This window comes from Pseudomonas aphyarum (assembly GCF_028657055.1).
Taxonomy (GTDB): Bacteria; Pseudomonadota; Gammaproteobacteria; order Pseudomonadales; family Pseudomonadaceae; genus Aquipseudomonas; species Aquipseudomonas aphyarum.
Map to the genome: position 1 here is coordinate 12,581 of NZ_JAMDGS010000013.1, position 17,347 is coordinate 29,927.

Annotated in this window: 17 protein-coding genes; 2 read left to right on the forward strand and 15 right to left on the reverse strand. The window is 61.0% G+C overall.

Annotated features, from left to right (window positions below):
- Positions 1-10 precede the first annotated feature (10 nt).
- From M5G18_RS19340 to M5G18_RS19360, 5 genes are read right to left on the reverse strand one after another with little or no spacing between them, the layout of a single operon-like run.
- Positions 11-3,103 carry a pilus assembly protein gene (locus M5G18_RS19340; RefSeq protein ID WP_273897788.1) on the reverse strand — a complete coding sequence of 1,031 codons (3,093 nt, stop codon included), beginning with the start codon at positions 3,101-3,103 and terminating at the stop codon, positions 11-13.
- A complete protein-coding gene (locus M5G18_RS19345; protein WP_085747720.1) occupies positions 3,090-3,569 on the reverse strand; it encodes a pilus assembly PilX family protein in 480 nt (159 codons plus the stop codon). Before M5G18_RS19345 ends, M5G18_RS19340 begins: the two co-directional genes overlap by 14 nt.
- A gap of 10 nt (positions 3,570-3,579) precedes the next feature.
- A complete protein-coding gene (locus M5G18_RS19350; RefSeq protein WP_273897787.1) occupies positions 3,580-4,293 on the reverse strand; it encodes a PilW family protein in 714 nt (237 codons plus the stop codon).
- Positions 4,290-4,739 carry a type IV pilus modification protein PilV gene (gene pilV / locus M5G18_RS19355; RefSeq protein WP_273897786.1) on the reverse strand — a complete coding sequence of 150 codons (450 nt, stop codon included), beginning with the start codon at positions 4,737-4,739 and terminating at the stop codon, positions 4,290-4,292. Before pilV ends, M5G18_RS19350 begins: the two co-directional genes overlap by 4 nt.
- Positions 4,736-5,209, reverse strand: coding sequence for a GspH/FimT family pseudopilin (locus M5G18_RS19360; protein WP_273897785.1), 474 nt, complete (start codon positions 5,207-5,209; stop codon positions 4,736-4,738). Before M5G18_RS19360 ends, pilV begins: the two co-directional genes overlap by 4 nt.
- 127 nt (positions 5,210-5,336) lie before the next feature.
- Here M5G18_RS19360 and M5G18_RS19365 point away from each other — a divergent pair, with 127 nt between their 5' ends.
- Positions 5,337-5,891 (forward strand): GspH/FimT family pseudopilin, encoded by a 555-nt coding sequence (locus M5G18_RS19365; RefSeq protein ID WP_273897783.1) that lies wholly within the window; start codon positions 5,337-5,339, stop codon positions 5,889-5,891.
- Here M5G18_RS19365 and ispH read toward each other — a convergent pair.
- The 6 genes from ispH to murJ form a co-directional block, all read right to left on the reverse strand.
- Positions 5,863-6,807, reverse strand: a complete 945-nt coding sequence (gene ispH / locus M5G18_RS19370) for a 4-hydroxy-3-methylbut-2-enyl diphosphate reductase (RefSeq protein WP_273897782.1) — start codon at positions 6,805-6,807, stop codon at positions 5,863-5,865. The two genes, M5G18_RS19365 and ispH, sit on opposite strands and share 29 nt — an antisense overlap.
- 75 nt (positions 6,808-6,882) lie before the next feature.
- Entirely contained in the window at positions 6,883-7,320 is a 438-nt protein-coding gene (fkpB, locus tag M5G18_RS19375) for an FKBP-type peptidyl-prolyl cis-trans isomerase (RefSeq protein WP_170928297.1), read from the reverse strand.
- A gap of 7 nt (positions 7,321-7,327) precedes the next feature.
- Complete coding sequence (gene lspA, locus M5G18_RS19380) at positions 7,328-7,840, reverse strand: signal peptidase II (RefSeq protein WP_007959539.1); 513 nt, start codon at positions 7,838-7,840, stop codon at positions 7,328-7,330.
- Positions 7,833-10,664: an isoleucine--tRNA ligase gene (gene ileS, locus M5G18_RS19385; RefSeq protein ID WP_085608699.1), complete on the reverse strand. Its 2,832-nt coding sequence runs from the start codon at positions 10,662-10,664 to the stop codon at positions 7,833-7,835. Before ileS ends, lspA begins: the two co-directional genes overlap by 8 nt.
- Before the next feature lie 13 nt (positions 10,665-10,677).
- A complete protein-coding gene (gene ribF, locus M5G18_RS19390; RefSeq protein ID WP_007959537.1) occupies positions 10,678-11,616 on the reverse strand; it encodes a bifunctional riboflavin kinase/FAD synthetase in 939 nt (312 codons plus the stop codon).
- A gap of 129 nt (positions 11,617-11,745) precedes the next feature.
- Entirely contained in the window at positions 11,746-13,284 is a 1,539-nt protein-coding gene (gene murJ, locus M5G18_RS19395; protein WP_273897781.1) for a murein biosynthesis integral membrane protein MurJ, read from the reverse strand.
- 252 nt (positions 13,285-13,536) lie between these two features.
- Here murJ and rpsT point away from each other — a divergent pair, with 252 nt between their 5' ends.
- Positions 13,537-13,809: a 30S ribosomal protein S20 gene (gene rpsT / locus M5G18_RS19400; RefSeq protein WP_003228351.1), complete on the forward strand. Its 273-nt coding sequence runs from the start codon at positions 13,537-13,539 to the stop codon at positions 13,807-13,809.
- Positions 13,810-13,931: 122 nt separating this feature from the next.
- On the opposite strand, the gene M5G18_RS19405 is transcribed toward rpsT, so the two are convergent.
- The 4 genes from M5G18_RS19405 to rpmA all read right to left on the reverse strand — a co-directional run bounded on the left by M5G18_RS19405 (position 13,932) and on the right by rpmA (position 17,337).
- Positions 13,932-14,396, reverse strand: a complete 465-nt coding sequence (locus M5G18_RS19405) for a CreA family protein (RefSeq protein WP_007959533.1) — start codon at positions 14,394-14,396, stop codon at positions 13,932-13,934.
- 10 nt (positions 14,397-14,406) lie between these two features.
- Complete coding sequence (gene proB / locus M5G18_RS19410) at positions 14,407-15,525, reverse strand: glutamate 5-kinase (protein WP_045121906.1); 1,119 nt, start codon at positions 15,523-15,525, stop codon at positions 14,407-14,409.
- A gap of 137 nt (positions 15,526-15,662) precedes the next feature.
- Positions 15,663-16,886: an Obg family GTPase CgtA gene (gene cgtA / locus M5G18_RS19415; RefSeq protein WP_127800000.1), complete on the reverse strand. Its 1,224-nt coding sequence runs from the start codon at positions 16,884-16,886 to the stop codon at positions 15,663-15,665.
- Positions 16,887-17,079: 193 nt separating this feature from the next.
- Positions 17,080-17,337 (reverse strand): 50S ribosomal protein L27, encoded by a 258-nt coding sequence (gene rpmA / locus M5G18_RS19420; RefSeq protein ID WP_007950960.1) that lies wholly within the window; start codon positions 17,335-17,337, stop codon positions 17,080-17,082.
- Positions 17,338-17,347 lie beyond the last annotated feature (10 nt).

Below are 17,347 nucleotides of genomic sequence, written 5' to 3' on the forward strand. Positions count from 1 at the left end.
CAACTCTCACTTACTGTATTTGTCGCCACATTATGCGACGGCTACCGCCGCCGGATTTTTCCACCAGGGTGGTGATACCGCCACTGGAATCGTTCACGACCTTGCGTGATGCACCGTTGACGATGGCGTTCAGGGTCGGGATACCGCCGGTGAACACCACGCCGCTGGAAATCGTGTCGTTGCTGTCGACCACGCCATCGGCGTTGGTGTCGAGCACCGCGTAGTTGAGCATCTTACCGCTGAACGCATCGAGTTCGATCAGTTTGCCGGTACCGAAACTGGAACACGGGTCGGTGGTATCGACACTGGCCGTGGTGAACACGATGCGTCCCAGCACCAGACTGGCCTGGTTGATCACCCGTTCGCCGGTCAATGCGTTGTTGTACACCAGCGGCAAGTACCAGCCCTTCTCCGCCGGATAAGTCGTGTCGTTCTGGCTGGTGGTGACGAACTGCCCGGTACTGCCGGAGAACACCCCGGTAATCGCCTGCGGCTGCAAACTGCTGACCGTGATCTGGCCCGACCCGCCATCGGCGTCCCACACCGAATAGAACGCCTGCAAATCCTTGTTGGTCTTGTCGGCGGTTTCGTTGAACTTGCCGGTACCGACGAAAATCTGTTTGCCGCCCAGAGCGTTGTCCGCCAGCAGCGGTTGCGCGGTGATCGGCTGAGTCGCCCCGCCGGCCGTGGTGAACAACGGCTTGCCGGAAAACGCCACGCCCCAGCTGTCGGACGAGGTGGCGCTCAGGTCGAACTTCCACAACCGTCCCTTCAAGTCACCGCCATACGCGGCCTGCACCACGTTCTGCGAATTGACCCGCAGCTTCACCGAGGACAAACCGTTGGTGGTTTCCGTGCTGTCGATGACGATTTTCTTGATCAGCGAGCCGTCACGCACATCCAGCACATACAGCGCTGCCACCCCGGAGTTGCTGCCGTAACCGTTGGCAATGAATGCCGCCCAGCGACCATCGGCCAAGCGTGCCACTTCCGGACGGGCATAGGCGTAACCCAGATCATTAAAAGCGTTGGACGTGCTGGCGGTGGCCGGCGCGCTGACTTCCCACAAGGCACGGATGACGTTGCCCGCCGAGGCGTCAAACAGTTGAAGCCCATAGAAAGTCTTGCCGCCCGCCCCCGTACCGCCGATGGCCAGGGTTTTCCAGGCCGTGCCGAATTGGGCGTCGAACACACCGAGCTGACCATCCACCAGAAACTTGTGGCTGACGCCGTTGACGTAGTTCGGATCGGCAATCAGGCGCAGCGAGGGCAGTACGCTGGACGGCATATAGGCATAGCGCCGGGTACCGTTGGCCGAGTTGATGACGCTGACAAAACCGTCGTTGGCGTTCACCACGAGGCTGGCATTCATGTTCGAGGCCTTGGTGGTCAGATAGGTGCTGTAGGTGGTGTCACCGGCCAGATCGGAAGCGGTTTTTTCCGTGGGCGAAGCCAATACGAGCGGCGAGTTGATGATGTCCCCAAGCAACACGCTGCGCACTTTGAGCCCGGCCTTGTTGGTGCCTTTGCTCCATTCGACCAGGTCGATGCCGCTGATGCCGGTGGGCAAACCCTGGCTGAGAACGGTCTGCTGGGCCGGGGAGAAGTTGCCGTAGGCCAGCGTCACCGCCGCGTTGTTCAGGGAGTTCCACGACTGGTAGGTCGGCGCAGTGGCGCCGGGCACGATGGCTGTGTCAGTGGTCCACAATACCGCCGAAGTATTGACCGCCCCGGCCGAGTTGAAGCCAAAGGACTTGATCGTGCCGCGCCAGTCCTTGGGGTCATAACTGGTCTGGAAATAACTGGTGCCGCTCGCCAGCGTCGTGCCGCTGGCGACACCGCTGCCGCCGGAGCCGGCCTTGGAGGTGATGTCGCTCAACGCCGAGGACAGCGCGGCATTCAGGCCGGCGCTGTCGGTCGCCTGATAGTAGCGGCCCTGTCCGTAATCGGCGGCGTCCGAGAGCATGTCGTTGGAGGCAGTGAACCCCACGGTGTAGGTGTTCATGTTTTGTTTCGGGAAGTCCACCGCATTCCAGCTCTTGCCCGCCGCATCGGTGCCGGTCGAACGCATGTCGATGTCGAAGGCGAACTTGGCGATATCGTCCAGGTACAGCGTATCGCCCTCCCCGTCCCCGTTCAGGTTGTTCCCGTCATTGTTGATACCGTCCCAGTTCGGCAAGCGGCTGCCGCCCAGCGGGTCGTTGTTCGGAAAGGTGCGGTCGTAGGTCGGCAAACCGTCGGTGATGACCACGCCGTAGTTTTTCTGGCAGCGGTACTGGATCGGGCTGGTATAGGTGCTCGGCGTGCTGTTGTAGTACGGCGCCATCCCGCGCATGTAGCGGGTGATTTCGTAATAAGTCTCGGCCAGTGGCGTGTTGGCCACCGCGCTCAGGCCATTGATCGAGGAAATCAGTGCGTTGTAGTTGGTGTCGGCCTGGGCCTGGGTCACGCTGCCGCTGACCGGTGACAGGTCGCTGATGGAGCGCGCAATGAAACCGCCGTTGCCGGGGTTGTTGCTGGTGGCCGGATTGAAGGTGGCCAGGCCCATGCGCAGGTTGCGGTTGCTGGTGACCAGTGCGGTGGAAACGTTGCGCGCCACGTTGATCCGGTAATCGTTGGGAATCGCCCCGGTGGTGAAGTCGCGCGTGCCGTTGTTGATCGCCAGACTCACCACGTAGGAAATGTAATCCGCCGAATAGCGGGTGTTGCCGCTGCCCACCGGATCCGGCAGCTTCAGGCAGAGCGGCGTCAGGCTGTTGTTGTAGAACGCATAGGCGCCGCCGGAGCAGCCGGAGGTCGGCAGGCTCGAGAGAAAGATCGTATCGCCGGTAATGGCGGTCGAGCTCAGGCACAGGCCGATGACCGCGTTGCACTGGCGGGCCGCCGTGCGATCCACGGTCGGATCAAAACCTGCCGCATAGATGATGCTGTTCATGCTGCCCGAATCGTCAATCATCAACATGACGTTCGGTGGCACGGCAGCCGCGCTCAACAGCGGCGAATCGGACGGCGTGAAGGCATACGCCGGTGCAGCCAGATAAAGCCCGGTCAGCATGCCGAGCAGCAGCGACAGCCCCTTGAAGCGTCGCTCAGTACTTCGCATAGACACTCTCCACCACACTGCGCGAAGTGCCGGCGATGCCGACGGCCGTGACCCGATACAAGGTCGCCGAGGTATTGCTCGGTACGTTCACCGCCGTCAGGGTCGTGCCGATGTTCTGCACTCCGTAAAACCCGCTGCCGGCGGCGATCCAGGTCACGCCCGACGTGGAATTGAGCCCCGCCGCGCTGACCACCGAGGATTCCGCCGGCGGCGCACATTGGGTGGTGCTGGCGCACACCGCCAGCGCGTAGCCGTCCAGTTGCACCGCGCTTTCGCCGATGCGCAGCGCCGCCTCGGCAGTCTGGAACGATTGATTGCGCAGGCTCACGCTACCCGCCATTTTTTCCTGCAGGTTGGCGCTCTGCATCGATGACAGGCCGATCACTGTCAGGAGCAGCAGAAACACCAGGCTGACCAGCAACACCATGCCGCCCTGGGACCGTCGCCGATGGAGAGAAACGTTCATCGCCCGCTCCTCACTGCAAGCGGTTGCGCAAGGCGGCAACCACGTTGAAGGTTTGATTGCGGACCCGATTATTCGGGTCAGTGAGGGTCAGGCTCAGGCGCACGCTGCGGATCCGCGCCGGATCACCGGGGTTGGCGCTGTAGGTCGACGCCGCCACGTCGGTCGCAGAACTCGCCAGACCAAACATCACGGTGAACGCACTGACATTGTTCACCAGCACCTGCTGGGTCGGATTGCCGCTGCCGGTGCCCATCAGAATCTGGTTGTTGCTGAAGCTGTAGACCAGTCGACGGATCGGAAACGCGATCTGCCCCGTCGCCGCCACTCGCGCGCCGGTATAAGCGGTGGCGCTGTTGCGGCAATCGGAGACCACGGTCCAGGTCGCCGTCCCGCCCGCGCTACCGACATCGGCGGTTACCAGGGTCAGCTTGAGGTTGGCGTTGTCCCAGCTGATCGGCGTGATCTGGGCCGCAGTGAAATCCCCCGCCGAGCTGGAATCGGTAATCGTGCCCAGGCAGCCGAACATACCCACCATGCGCAGCTCCTGGATCATCTTGCTCAGCACGAACCGCGCGTCTTCCTGCATGGCGGCGGCGCTGTTCTGGCTGACGTAGGTGTTTTTCGCCGCCAGAAAAATCTGCACCACGCCGAGCACCACGATCAACCCCAGCGCCAGGGCGACCAGCATTTCGATCAGACCAAAGCCCAGATTTTGGCGCTTCATGGCGTAGCCACCGGATCGACTGCGGCGCGGCTGGTCAGGACAAAGCTGCGGGGCGCACTGCTCGTATTGGCGGCGCGCGCGTCACTCCAGGTGATGGTGATGGTGTACACGCGCTGATTGAGGGTGATACTGCCGGTGGCGGTCGGGCCGCCGAAATTGACGATATTGGTGGTGAAGTCGTAGAGATCCTGATCCCGGGCGACACTCAGGTTGCCCGTGGTCGGCGGCGTGACGGTGTAGTCGGCGCCCGAATTGGCACGAATCCGGTCCATCATGTCGTAGGCGATGAAACTCGCCTGGCTGGTCATCCGCGAGCTGTCGGTGTACTTCAGCGCATTGAGCTGAACCGCCGCCGCGCCCAGCAACCCGACCGTCAGAATCAGTAACGCGACCAGCACTTCGATCAGCGTCATGCCCTCCTGTGCGCGCTTGCTCCCTGCCCTCATCCGCAATTTCCACCCAATTGAATTCGTCCGTTCAGACACACGTTCAGCGTCCTGCTTTGCGTTCCCAGCACGTAACTGATGACCACCGCTGTGGACGGTGCCGCCAGCCCGCCCAGATTGTTGAAATCCAGCGCGGTCACTCCCAAGGGTAGCGTCAGAGTCGCGCCGCTGCTCATTGCTGGAACAACCCGCAATACATTGGCCGGAGTGCCAGTACTGTCGTAGACCGACAGTTCGCCGGTCCAGACCGTGCCGCCGGCACTCGGCCGCAAGCGGGTAGTGACGCCCCGGTTGATCGCCTCGAGCCTTGCGTAATTGAGGGCCCGTTGCAGGTCGCCGACTTCGGTGTCGGCCTTGCTGCCCTGCACCGAACGGGTGAATGCCGGCACCGCCATCGTGATCAGGATCACAAACACCGCGAGCGCCACCAACAGCTCGATCAGCGTGAAACCTTTTGTACGATGATCCATCGATGCCCTCCGTTGCCGTCGGCTATACCTGTACAAACCTAGAACATTCGACCGGCATGCGCCGGTTGATTTAACGCGAACGGCGCACGGACTGCGCCGCTGTGCACAATCCAGGGAGGACGCGCACATGCCGCAACAGGGTTTCAGTCTGGTCGAACTGCTTATGGGACTGGCGATCGGCGCAATTGTTCTGTCGCTGGTCAGTCCGGCGCTGGCGGACTTCACCGAATCAAACCGGCGGCAGCAGGCCGCGCAGTCTTTGCTCGACGGGATTCGCAATGCCCGGACCATGGCCATCACGCGCAACCAGAGCGTGGTGATTCATGGCATCAACGGTGATTGGGGCCAGGGCTGGCGGATCATTCTGGATATCAGCGGAAAGGGACCGGGGGATGCCGATAATCCATTGCTGATCGAGCAGGCGAGTGACGGACGGATACCGATTGTCGGCAACTGGCTGGTGAGCCGGTACATACGCTTCAGCAGCCTGGGTCAGCCATTGGTGCCGGACCGGAAGTTTCAGGCGGGAACGTTACATCTATGCTCGGCTCGCGAGCCGGTCAGCCGGCTCCAGGTGGTGCTGGCAGCAACCGGTCGCGTACGCCTGACCAGCCAAAAGACTGAACAGGCGCTGTGCCGAAAGGATAAAGCGATCAGATCGAGCGAACGCGCAGCTCTTTAGGCATCGAGAACGTGATGTTCTCCTCACGCCCGGCCAGTTCGTCGGCACCGGTGGCGCCCCAGGCCTGCAACTGCTGGATCACGCCACGCACCAGGACTTCCGGAGCGGAAGCACCGGCGGTGATGCCGATACGCTCGACACCGTCGAACCAGCTCTTTTGCAGGTCTTCGGCGCCATCGATCAGGTAGGCCGGCGTGGCCATGCGTTCGGCCAGCTCACGCAGGCGGTTGGAGTTGGAGCTGTTCGGGCTGCCCACCACCAACACCACGTCGCATTCGTCGGCCAGTTGCTTGACCGCGTCCTGACGGTTTTGGGTGGCGTAGCAGATGTCGTCCTTGCGCGGGCCACCAATGGCCGGAAAACGCGCACGCAGGGCATCGATGACGCGACTGGTGTCGTCCATGGACAGGGTCGTCTGGGTAACAAAGGCGAGCTTCTCGGGGTTATGTACCTGCAACTCGGCGACATCCTTCTCGTCTTCGACGAGGTAGATCGCGCCGCCATTACTGGCGTCGTACTGGCCCATGGTGCCTTCGACTTCCGGGTGACCGGCGTGGCCGATCAGGATGCACTCGCGACCGTCACGGCTGTATTTCGCGACTTCGATATGCACCTTGGTCACCAGCGGGCAGGTGGCGTCGAATACTTTCAGGCCACGGCCGGCGGCTTCGGTACGCACGGCTTGCGAGACGCCGTGGGCACTGAAGATCACGATGACGTCGTCCGGCACCTGATCCAGTTCCTCGACGAAGATCGCGCCACGACTGCGCAGGTCTTCGACCACGAACTTGTTGTGCACCACTTCGTGACGCACATAGATCGGCGGCCCGAAGACCTCCAGGGCGCGGTTGACGATTTCGATCGCCCGGTCCACGCCGGCGCAGAAGCCACGGGGGTTGGCGAGTTTGATTTGCATGCGGTGCCTCGTGTCTTGCGCGCGAAAGATTGGATCATTACGGGAGCCGGCCTGCCGGCTCCTGCAGAACAGCGATTACAGCGCTTTGACGGAGAAGATTTCCACGTCAAAGGTCAGCGTCTTGCCGGCCAGCGGGTGGTTGAAGTCGACAGTCACTTGCGCGTCGTCGAATTCTTTCACCACACCCGGCAGCTCAGTATTGGCCGCATCGTTGAAGATCACCAGCAGACCCGGCGACAGCTCCATGTCCGCAAACTGCGAACGCGGGATGATCTGTACGTTTTGCGGGTTCGGCTGGCCGAAGGCGTTTTCCGGTTCGACGGTCAGGGTACGCTTGTCGCCGGCCTTGAAGCCGAACAGCGCCGCCTCGAAGCCCGGCAGCAGGTTGCCGTCGCCGACCTTGAAGGTCGCCGGGGCTTTGTCGAAAGTGCTGTCGACCGTGTCGCCGTTCTCCAGGCGCAATGCAAAGTGCAAGGTGACTTCCGTGTTCTGGCCGATGCGTTGCTCAGCCAATACCTGTTCAGTCATGAACGGTTTCTCCGGTTTTTTTACTTTTGAACATATCCAGTGCCAGCATCACCGCGCCAACGGTGATGGCGCTGTCGGCGAAGTTGAACGCCGGGAAGTACCAGCGGTTCTGCCAGTGCACCAGAATGAAATCGATCACATGGCCCAGGGCTATGCGGTCATACAGATTGCCCAGCGCTCCGCCCAGCACCAGCGCCAACGCGATGGCCAGCCAGGTTTCGTTGCGGCCCAGGCGCTTGAGCCAGACCACCAGCACCGCACTGACCGCAATTGCGATCAGGGCGAACAGCCAGCGCTGCCAGCCAGAGCTGTCCGCGAGGAAGCTGAAGGCAGCGCCGGTGTTGTAGGCCAGGGTCCAGCTGAAGTAATCAGGGATGATCACGATCTGCTGGAACATCTCGAGCTTGCCTTCGAAGTAGAACTTGCTGGCCTGGTCGATGACCAGAACCAGCAAGCTCAACCAGAGCCAGCTCAGCCGTCCGAAACGGCCAACGGCATTAGGCATAGTGACGAACCTCGCCGGCGCCATCGATGTTGTCCACGCAACGGCCGCAGATTTCCGGATGCTCCGGGTTCACGCCTACGTCTTCGCGGCAGTGCCAGCAACGGGCGCATTTCGGGAAGGCGGATTTGACGATTTTCAGCTTCAGGCCGCTGACTTCGGTGGCCACAGCATCGGCCGGAGCCTGCACGAACGGCGCAACAGTGGCAGTCGAGGTGATCAGGACAAAGCGCAGCTCGTTGCTCAGCTTGGCCAGGTCGGCGGTCAGCGCGTCTTCGGCGAACAGCGTCACTTCGGCTTGCAGGTTGCCACCGACGGCCTTGGCCGCGCGCTGGATTTCCATTTCTTTGTTGACCGCCACCTTCACTTCCATGATGCGATCCCAGTACTCGCGACCCAGCTCGAAGCCTTCCGGCAACTCGGTCAGGCCTTCGTACCAGGTGTTGAGCATCACCGATTCGTTGCGCTCGCCCGGCAGGTATTGCCACAGTTCGTCGGCGGTGAACGCCAGGATCGGCGCGATCCAGCGCACCAGCGCTTCGGAGATGTGGAACAGCGCGGTCTGGCACGAACGACGGGCCTTGCTGTCGGCGCCGGTGGTGTACTGGCGGTCCTTGATGATGTCCAGATAGAAACCACCCAGCTCCTGCACGCAGAAGTTGTGGATCTTCGAGTAGACGTTCCAGAAACGGTATTCGCCGTAGTGCTCTTGCAGCTCGCGTTGCAGCAGCAGGGTGCGATCCACCGCCCAGCGATCCAGCGCCAGCATGTCTTCGGCCGGCAGCAGGTCGGTGGCCGGGTTGAAACCGGTCAGGTTGGAAAGCAGGAAGCGTGCGGTGTTACGGATACGACGATAGGCGTCCGCACTGCGCTGCAGGATCTGCTCGGACACGGCCATCTCGCCGGAGTAGTCGGTCGACGCGACCCACAGACGCATGATGTCGGCGCCCAGGGTGTCGTTGACTTTCTGCGGCGCGATCACGTTGCCCAGGGACTTGGACATCTTGCGGCCGGACTCGTCCACGGTGAAACCGTGAGTCAGCAGTTCGCGGTACGGCGCGTGGTTGTCGATGGCGCAACCGGTCAACAAGGACGAGTGGAACCAGCCACGGTGCTGGTCCGAACCTTCCAGGTACAGGTCGGCACGTGGGCCGGTCTCGTGGCCCATCGGGTGCGAACCGCGCAGCACGTGCCAGTGCGTGGTGCCCGAGTCGAACCAGACGTCGAGGGTGTCGCTGATCTTGTCGTACTGCGGCGCTTCATCGCCCAGCAGTTCGGCAGCGTCGAGTTTGAACCAGGCTTCGATGCCTTCGACTTCGACGCGTTTGGCGACTTCTTCCATCAGCTCGACGGTGCGTGGGTGCAGCTCACCGCTTTCCTTGTTCAGGAAGAACGGGATCGGCACGCCCCAGTTGCGCTGACGGGAGATGCACCAGTCCGGACGATTGGCGATCATCGAGTGCAGGCGCGCCTGGCCCCAGGCCGGGACGAACTTGGTCTCTTCGATGGCTTTGAGCGAGCGCACGCGCAGGGTGTCGCCGGATACCGGCTCCTTGTCCATGCCGATGAACCACTGCGCGGTGGCGCGGTAGATCAGCGGGGTCTTGTGGCGCCAGCAATGCATGTAGCTGTGTTCGATGACGGTGGTGTGCAGCAGCGCACCGACTTCAGTGAGTTTTTCAACGATGGCCGGGTTGGCCTTCCAGATGAACTGGCCGCCGAAGAACTCCAGCGACGGCACGTAGACGCCGTTGCTCTGTACCGGGTTGAGGATGTCGTCGTTGACCATGCCGTATTTCTTGCAGGTCACGAAGTCGTCCACGCCGTAGGCCGGGGCAGAGTGAACCACGCCGGTGCCAGCGCCCAGTTCCACGTAGTCGGCCAGGTACACCGGCGACAGACGGTCGTAGAACGGGTGACGGAAGTTGATCAGCTCCAGCGCCGAACCCGGTGCGGTGGCCAATACGGTGCCTTCGACGCCGTAACGGGTCAGGCAGGATTCGACCAGCTCTTCAGCCAGCACCAGCAGCTTGTCGCCGATGTCGACGAGGGCGTAGGTGAATTCCGGGTGAACGTTGAGCGCCTGGTTGGCCGGGATGGTCCACGGGGTGGTGGTCCAGATCACGATCGAGGCAGGTTTGCCCAGCGACGGCAGACCGAACGCGGCGGCCAGTTTGGCCTCGTCAGCGATCGGGAAGGCGACGTCGATGGTCGAGGACTTCTTGTTCTCGTACTCGACTTCAGCTTCGGCCAGGGCCGAACCGCAATCGAAGCACCAGTTCACAGGCTTCAGGCCCTTGAACACGAAACCGCCCTTGACGATTTCGGCGAGGGCGCGGATTTCGCCGGCCTCGTTCTTGAAGTCCATGGTCTTGTACGGGTTGGCGAAGTCGCCCAGCACGCCGAGACGGATGAATTCGGACTTCTGCCCTTCGATCTGCTCGGTGGCGTAGGCACGGCACAGTTCGCGGGTCTTGTCCGCGCCCAGGTTCTTGCCGTGGGTCACTTCAACCTTGTGCTCGATCGGCAGGCCGTGGCAGTCCCAACCTGGAACATACGGCGCGTCAAAGCCCGACAGGGTCTTCGAGCGGATGATCATGTCCTTGAGAATCTTGTTCAGTGCGTGACCGATGTGGATCGTACCGTTGGCGTACGGAGGGCCGTCGTGCAGGACGAACTTCGGACGATCCTTGCCAATCTCGCGCAACTTTCCGTACAGGCCAATACTGTCCCAGCGCTGCAGGATCTGCGGTTCGCGCTGTGGCAGGCCGGCCTTCATTGGGAAGGCGGTGTCCGGAAGGTTTAGCGTGGCTTTATAGTCGGTCATTTAAGGCTCTTCATTAGCGATGGGCGCTAGGTGCGGCTAGTGCACGGGCGGCGGCGACATCCGCGCTGATCGCCGTTTTCAATGCCTCCAGGGAGGCGAAACGCTGCTCTTCACGCAGCTTCTGGTGGAAAACCACCGTCAAACGCCGGTCATACAGATCGCCGGCAAAATCTAAAAGATGGACTTCAAGGTGGGCCTTGCCATCACCTTGCACCGTGGGCCGCACGCCGATATTGGCGACGCCGGGCCAGGTCTTGCCGTCGATGTCGACGTCGACCAGGTAAACCCCGGTGAACGGCACGCGACGGCGCTTGAGTTGAATGTTCGCCGTGGGCGTACCCAGTTGGCGGGCGAGTTTCTGGCCATGCAGCACACGACCGGCAATCCGGTACGGGCGACCGAGCAAGCGTTCGGCCAGCGCGAAATCGGCGGCGGCCAACGCATTGCGCACCTGGGTGCTGCTGACACGAATGCCGTCCAGCTCGACGGTTTGCGCGGCTTCCACGGTAAAACCGTGAACCTGCCCGGCCTGCAACAGGAAATCGAAATCGCCGAGACGGTCGCAACCGAAGCGGAAATCGTCACCGACCTCCAGATGCTGCACGCCGAGGCCATCGACCAGGATGGTATCGACGAATTCGCTGGCGCTGAGTTTGCTCAAGCGCTGGTTGAACGCCAGGCACAGAACCCGGTCGACGCCTTCGGCGGCCAGCAGTTGCAGCTTGTCGCGCAACCGGGCCAGACGCGCCGGCGCGGTCTCCGGGGCAAAGAATTCCCGTGGCTGCGGCTCGAAAATCACCACGCAGCTGGGTACGCCCAACTCGAGCGCACGCTCACGCAGTCGGGCCAGAATGGCCTGGTGACCACGGTGAACACCGTCAAAGTTGCCAATAGTGGCGACGCAGCCCCGATGCTGGGGGCGCAGATTGTGGAGGCCTCGAACCAGCTGCATAACGCGCTTCTTGCTCATAAAGTGGCCGATTATAACCACACCCGACGGCCGACGACAGGCAACACCGTAACCCAAAGTGATCGAGCCGACAAAACTGCCGGCTCGCGCCCGTCTTTCAAGGGTGAAACCTCAGCTCAACGCCTTGCGATTGAAGTCGCGCAAGCGGAAACCGAGCAGCAGCAACATGCCGAAATACGCCACTACGCCGGCAACCACCAACGCGCCCAGGCGCAGGAAGCGCTCCAGCATGTGGCCCTGATCCCACGCGGGCATGAAATGCATCCCGATCAACAGCACCGCCGACATGACCGCCACCGCAACCACAAGCTTGAAACCGAACTTCAGCCAGCCCGGTTGCGGTTGGTACATCTGCTGCTTGCGCAGTTGGTAGAACAGCAGCCCGGCGTTCAGACAGGCACCGGCGCTGATCGCCAGTGCCAGCCCGGCGTGCGCCAGCGGACCGATCAACACCAGGTTGAACAACTGCGTGACCACCAGGGTGAAGATTGCGATTTTTACCGGCGTACGGATGTTTTGTTGCGCATAGAAGCCTGGCGCCAGCACTTTGATCACGATGATCCCGAGCAGACCGACAGAATAGGCAATCAGCGCCCGCTGAGTCATCTCGGCGTCAAATCCGCTGAACTGGCCGTACTGGAACAGCGAAACCGTCAACGGCTCGGCCAGGATTCCCAGCGCCAGCGCACACGGCAGCACCAGCACGAAGCACAGGCGCAGACCCCAGTCGAGAATCCGCGAATATTCGTGGCGATCCTTGCTGGCGTAGGTCTTGGCGAGTGTCGGCAGCAGGATCGTGCCCAGCGCCACACCGAGCACACCGGACGGCAGCTCCATCAAACGGTCGGCGTAATACATCCACGACACCGAACCTGCTACCAGGAACGAGGCGAAGATGGTGTTGATGATCAGCGAAATCTGGCTGACCGAGACGCCGATGATCGCCGGCAACATCTGCTTCATCACCCGCCAGACGCCGGTATCGCGCAGATTCAGGCGCGGCAGCACCAGCATGCCGATTTTTTTCAGGTGCGGCAGTTGATAGAGCAACTGCGCCAGACCACCGACCAGCACTGCCCAGCCAAGGGCCATGACCGGTGGATCGAAGTACGGCGTCAGGAACAGCGAAAACACGATCATGCTGACGTTGAGCAGGGTCGGCACGAATGCCGGCACCGAGAAACGGTTCCAGGTATTGAGGATCGCACCCGCCAGCGAAGACAGGGAGATCAGCAATATATAGGGGAAGGTCACTCGCAGCAGATCGGAGGTCAGCTGGAATTTTTCCGGCGTATCGGTGAAACCCGGCGCTGTGGCCCAGATCACCCAGGGCGCGGCGATCATGCCCAGCGCGGTGACCAGCGCCAGCACCAGCGTCAGCAGGCCGGAAACGTAAGCAATAAAGGTGCGGGTCGCCTCTTCACCCTTCTGGCTTTTATATTCGGCCAGGATCGGTACAAAAGCCTGGGAAAACGCCCCCTCGGCGAAAATCCTGCGCAGCAGATTGGGCAGTTTGAAGGCGATAAAGAAGGCGTCGGTCGCCATTCCGGCGCCGAAAGTGCGGGCGATGAGCGTGTCGCGAACAAACCCGAGAATCCGGGAAAGCATCGTGATAGAGCTGACGGCGGCCAACGATTTGAGCAGATTCATTGAAGGAATGTGTGCCTGTCGATAAACAGCAGGCGAATAACGCGCCCACTTGTGCGATACTCCGCGCCGCAACAGCACAGAGCCAAAGCTCGCGAGTTTACAGGTCAAGCGCCGGAAATAAATATCCCGCCTCTTTATACCTACCACTTAGCGGAACGTCTCAAGCGCCCTTGACAAGACATCTCTTCATCGGCATGATTCGCGGCCTATTTTGTTTGCTATTTCCTAAAAAGTCTTTCGAGGAGCTCGACGGTGGCCAACTCACCTTCCGCCAAAAAACGTGCAAAACAGGCTGAGAAGCGTCGCAGCCACAACGCCAGCCTGCGTTCCATGGTTCGTACCTACATCAAGAATGTAGTTAAAGCCATCGACGCAAAAGACGCTGAAAAAGCTCAAGCTGCATACGTTCTGGCTGTGCCAGTTATCGACCGCATGGCCGATAAAGGCATCATCCACAAGAACAAGGCTGCTCGTCATAAGAGCCGTCTGAATGGCCACGTCAAGGCACTGAAAGAAGCTGCCTAATCGACGTAGTCATTAAAAACCGACCTCAGGGTCGGTTTTTTATTGCCTGCGATTTGCCCTGATTTCAGCAAATCGCAGGCAAAAAAAGAGGAGCCAACCGGCTCCTCTTTTTTTACGCGCGATTAATGAGCCGACGCCCAAGGCAGAATCGGGATCGCCGTCACCGCATTCTGCGGGCTACCTTCGATCAGACGATCGCTGTAGACCAGATACACCAGCGTGTTGCGCTTCTTGTCGAGGAAGCGCACCACCTGCATCGTCTTGAACACCAGCGAAGTGCGCTCCTTGAACACCTCTTCGCCATCCTTCAATTCACCTTTGAAGTTGATCGGCCCGACCTGACGGCAAGCAATGGACGCCTCGGCACGATCCTCGGCCAGACCCAACCCACCCTTCACACCGCCCGTCTTGGCGCGCGACAGGTAGCAGGTCACACCTTCGACCTTTGGATCATCGAATGCCTCGACCACGATCCGGTCGTTCGGCCCGACAAACTTGAACACCGTCGACACCTGACCGATTTCCTCGGCCGAGGCCAGCAATGGCAACGCCATCAGCAAGCCCAACAATCCTTTTGCCATGCGCATCGCGTTTTCCTTACACCAGAATCAGGTTGTCACGGTGAACCAGTTCCGGCTCAGCCATATACCCCAGCAAACCGACAATCGCATCCGACGACTGACCGATGATTTTTTGTGCTTCCAGCGCGCTGTAGTTGGCCAGGCCGCGGGCGATCTCACGACCGTCCGGCGCCACGCAAACCACCATTTCGCCACGACGGAAACTGCCCTGAACCAGCTTGACGCCGACCGGCAGCAGGCTTTTGTTGCCTTGGGACAACGCGGAAACCGCGCCATCATCCAGCACCAGCGTGCCACGGGTTTGCAGATGCCCGGCCAGCCACTGCTTGCGCGCCGCGAGCATGCCGCGCTCAGGCGACAGCAACGTACCAATGCGCTCACCCGCCTTCAGACGATCGAGCACGCGCTCCAGACGCCCGCCAACAATGATGGTGTGCGCCCCGGAACGCGCCGCCAGACGAGCCGCGCGCAGCTTGGTCTGCATGCCGCCACGACCCAATGCACCGCCAGTACCGCCCGCCACCGCATCCAGCGTCGGATCATCGGCGCGCGCTTCGTAAATCAATTGGGCGTCAGGGTTGTTGCGCGGATCAGCGTCGAACATGCCGTCGCGATCCGTCAGGATCACCAGCAGATCGGCCTCGACCAGGTTGGCCACCAGCGCCGCGAGCGTGTCGTTGTCGCCGAAGCGGATTTCGTCAGTCACCACGGTGTCGTTCTCGTTGATCACCGGGATGACTTTCAGCTCGACCAGCGCACGCAAGGTGCTGCGAGCGTTCAGGTAGCGCTTGCGGTCGGACAGGTCGTCGTGGGTCAGGAGAATCTGCGCAGTGTGCCGGCCATGCTCGGCAAAGCTCGATTCCCAAGCCTGCACCAAGCCCATCTGACCGATTGCTGCAGCGGCCTGGAGCTCGTGCATCGCACTGGGTCGAGCGGTCCAGCCCAGGCGACTCATGCCCGCCGCCACTGCCCCGGAGGACACCAGCACCAGCTCGACGCCGGCCTCATGCAAAGCCACCATCTGCTCGACCCAGACACCCATTGCCGCGCGATCCAGCCCTTTGCCATCCGCTGTCAGCAAAGCGCTGCCGATCTTCACGACCCAACGCTGCGCACCTGTCACCTTGCTCCGCATCATCTTCAACCTTAGCTTGAGGGCAGCGCGACCTGGCACTGCCCGTGACGTTATTCGTGGTTCTTCGTGACCAACAATCGATTTCCAGATACTAAAACGCCGCTCGATTGAGCGGCGCTTAAGTTTACTGCAACGAATCAGTCACGCACGTAAATGATTTCCGGACCGTCTTCGTCATCCACATCTTCTTCGTCCCAATCATCGTCGCCGATGTCGTGGACCGACTTCACGCCGCTGCGACGCAGGGCACGCTTGTCGTCCAGCGCCTGCAACTGCGCACGGGCTTCGTCTTCGATGCGCTGATCGAGATCGGCCAGCTCTTCCTTGTAGGCCGGGTCATTGGCCAGGCGATCGGCACGATCTTCCAGATAACGCATGATGTCGCGCGTCAGGCGCTCGGTGCCGTCTTTGGCGATGGCCGAGATCACGTAGACCGGACCTTCCCACTGCAGACGCTCGACCACTTCCTTGACCCGCTCCTCGTGCTCTTCTTCGAGGATCTGGTCGCACTTGTTCAGCACCAGCCAGCGATCACGCTCGGCCAGCGACGGACTGAACTTGATCAGCTCGTTGACGATCACTTCAGCGGCGTCCGGCGCACTGCTGTCGTCCAGCGGCGCCATGTCCACGAGATGCAGCAACAGACGGGTACGCGCCAGGTGCTTGAGGAAACGAATCCCCAGGCCAGCACCGTCGGAAGCGCCTTCGATCAGCCCCGGAATGTCGGCGATGACGAAGCTTTTCCAGCGATCGACGCTGACCACACCCAGATTCGGCACCAGGGTAGTGAACGGGTAATCGGCAACTTTCGGCTTGGCAGCCGATACCGAACGGATAAAGGTACTTTTACCGGCGTTCGGCAGACCCAACAGGCCGACGTCAGCCAGCACTTTCATTTCCAGTTTCAGGTCGCGCTGCTCGCCCGGCTTGCCCGGCGTGGTCTGGCGCGGCGCACGGTTGGTACTGGATTTGAAACGGGTGTTGCCCAGACCGTGCCAGCCGCCCTGAACCACCATCAGTTTCTGACCGGCCTTGGTCAGGTCGCCAATGACTTCCTGGGTGGCGGAGTCGATCACAGTGGTGCCGACCGGCACGCGCAGGATCAGGTCTTCACCCTTCTTGCCGGTGCAGTCGGTGCTGCCACCGTTGGAGCCACGCTCGGCATCGAAGTGCCGGGTGTAACGGTAGTCCACCAGGGTGTTGAGGTTTTCGTCGGCCATCATGAAGATGGAACCGCCGTCACCGCCGTCACCACCGTTCGGACCGCCGTTTTCAATGAATTTTTCCCGACGGAAACTCATGCAGCCATTGCCGCCGTCACCAGCCTTTACGCGGATCGATACTTCATCAACAAACTTCATAACCAACGCCTCTCGCCGTACGGACGAGCCGAAAAACAATCAAGACATAAGACTCTTGCAAAAATGAGCGCAGCGACCCCAACTCACGAACTGCATCGCGCGCCGACAGCCCATACAAACAGCTTTGCAAGAGACTCACCCCACAAACGAAAAAGCCCCGTCGCAAGACAGGGCTTCTCCAGCATACTCGCGATTAAGCCGCGACTACGCTCACGTAACGGCGGTTGAAAGCGCCCTTTACTTCGAACTTGATCACGCCTTCGATTTTCGCGAAGAGAGTGTGATCTTTACCCATGCCAACGCCGTAGCCAGCGTGGAATTGGGTGCCGCGCTGACGCACGATGATGTTGCCGGCCTTGATGACCTGGCCGCCATACATCTTCACGCCAAGGCGTTTGGCTTCTGAGTCGCGACCGTTACGGGTACTACCACCAGCTTTTTTGTGTGCCATGAGTCAATTC

Coding starts and splice junctions, on each gene's coding strand:
- ileS (WP_085608699.1), bottom strand. CDS start 10,664: ATGACCGACTATAAAGCCACGCTAAACCTTCCGGACACCGCCTTCCCA.
- cgtA (WP_127800000.1), bottom strand. CDS start 16,886: ATGAAGTTTGTTGATGAAGTATCGATCCGCGTAAAGGCTGGTGACGGC.
- M5G18_RS19345 (WP_085747720.1), bottom strand. CDS start 3,569: ATGAACGTTTCTCTCCATCGGCGACGGTCCCAGGGCGGCATGGTGTTG.
- ribF (WP_007959537.1), bottom strand. CDS start 11,616: ATGCAGCTGGTTCGAGGCCTCCACAATCTGCGCCCCCAGCATCGGGGC.
- murJ (WP_273897781.1), bottom strand. CDS start 13,284: ATGAATCTGCTCAAATCGTTGGCCGCCGTCAGCTCTATCACGATGCTT.
- M5G18_RS19405 (WP_007959533.1), bottom strand. CDS start 14,396: ATGCGCATGGCAAAAGGATTGTTGGGCTTGCTGATGGCGTTGCCATTG.
- M5G18_RS19365 (WP_273897783.1), top strand. CDS start 5,337: ATGCCGCAACAGGGTTTCAGTCTGGTCGAACTGCTTATGGGACTGGCG.
- pilV (WP_273897786.1), bottom strand. CDS start 4,739: ATGAGGGCAGGGAGCAAGCGCGCACAGGAGGGCATGACGCTGATCGAA.
- M5G18_RS19360 (WP_273897785.1), bottom strand. CDS start 5,209: ATGGATCATCGTACAAAAGGTTTCACGCTGATCGAGCTGTTGGTGGCG.
- proB (WP_045121906.1), bottom strand. CDS start 15,525: ATGCGGAGCAAGGTGACAGGTGCGCAGCGTTGGGTCGTGAAGATCGGC.
- M5G18_RS19340 (WP_273897788.1), bottom strand. CDS start 3,103: ATGCGAAGTACTGAGCGACGCTTCAAGGGGCTGTCGCTGCTGCTCGGC.
- ispH (WP_273897782.1), bottom strand. CDS start 6,807: ATGCAAATCAAACTCGCCAACCCCCGTGGCTTCTGCGCCGGCGTGGAC.
- M5G18_RS19350 (WP_273897787.1), bottom strand. CDS start 4,293: ATGAAGCGCCAAAATCTGGGCTTTGGTCTGATCGAAATGCTGGTCGCC.
- lspA (WP_007959539.1), bottom strand. CDS start 7,840: ATGCCTAATGCCGTTGGCCGTTTCGGACGGCTGAGCTGGCTCTGGTTG.
- rpmA (WP_007950960.1), bottom strand. CDS start 17,337: ATGGCACACAAAAAAGCTGGTGGTAGTACCCGTAACGGTCGCGACTCA.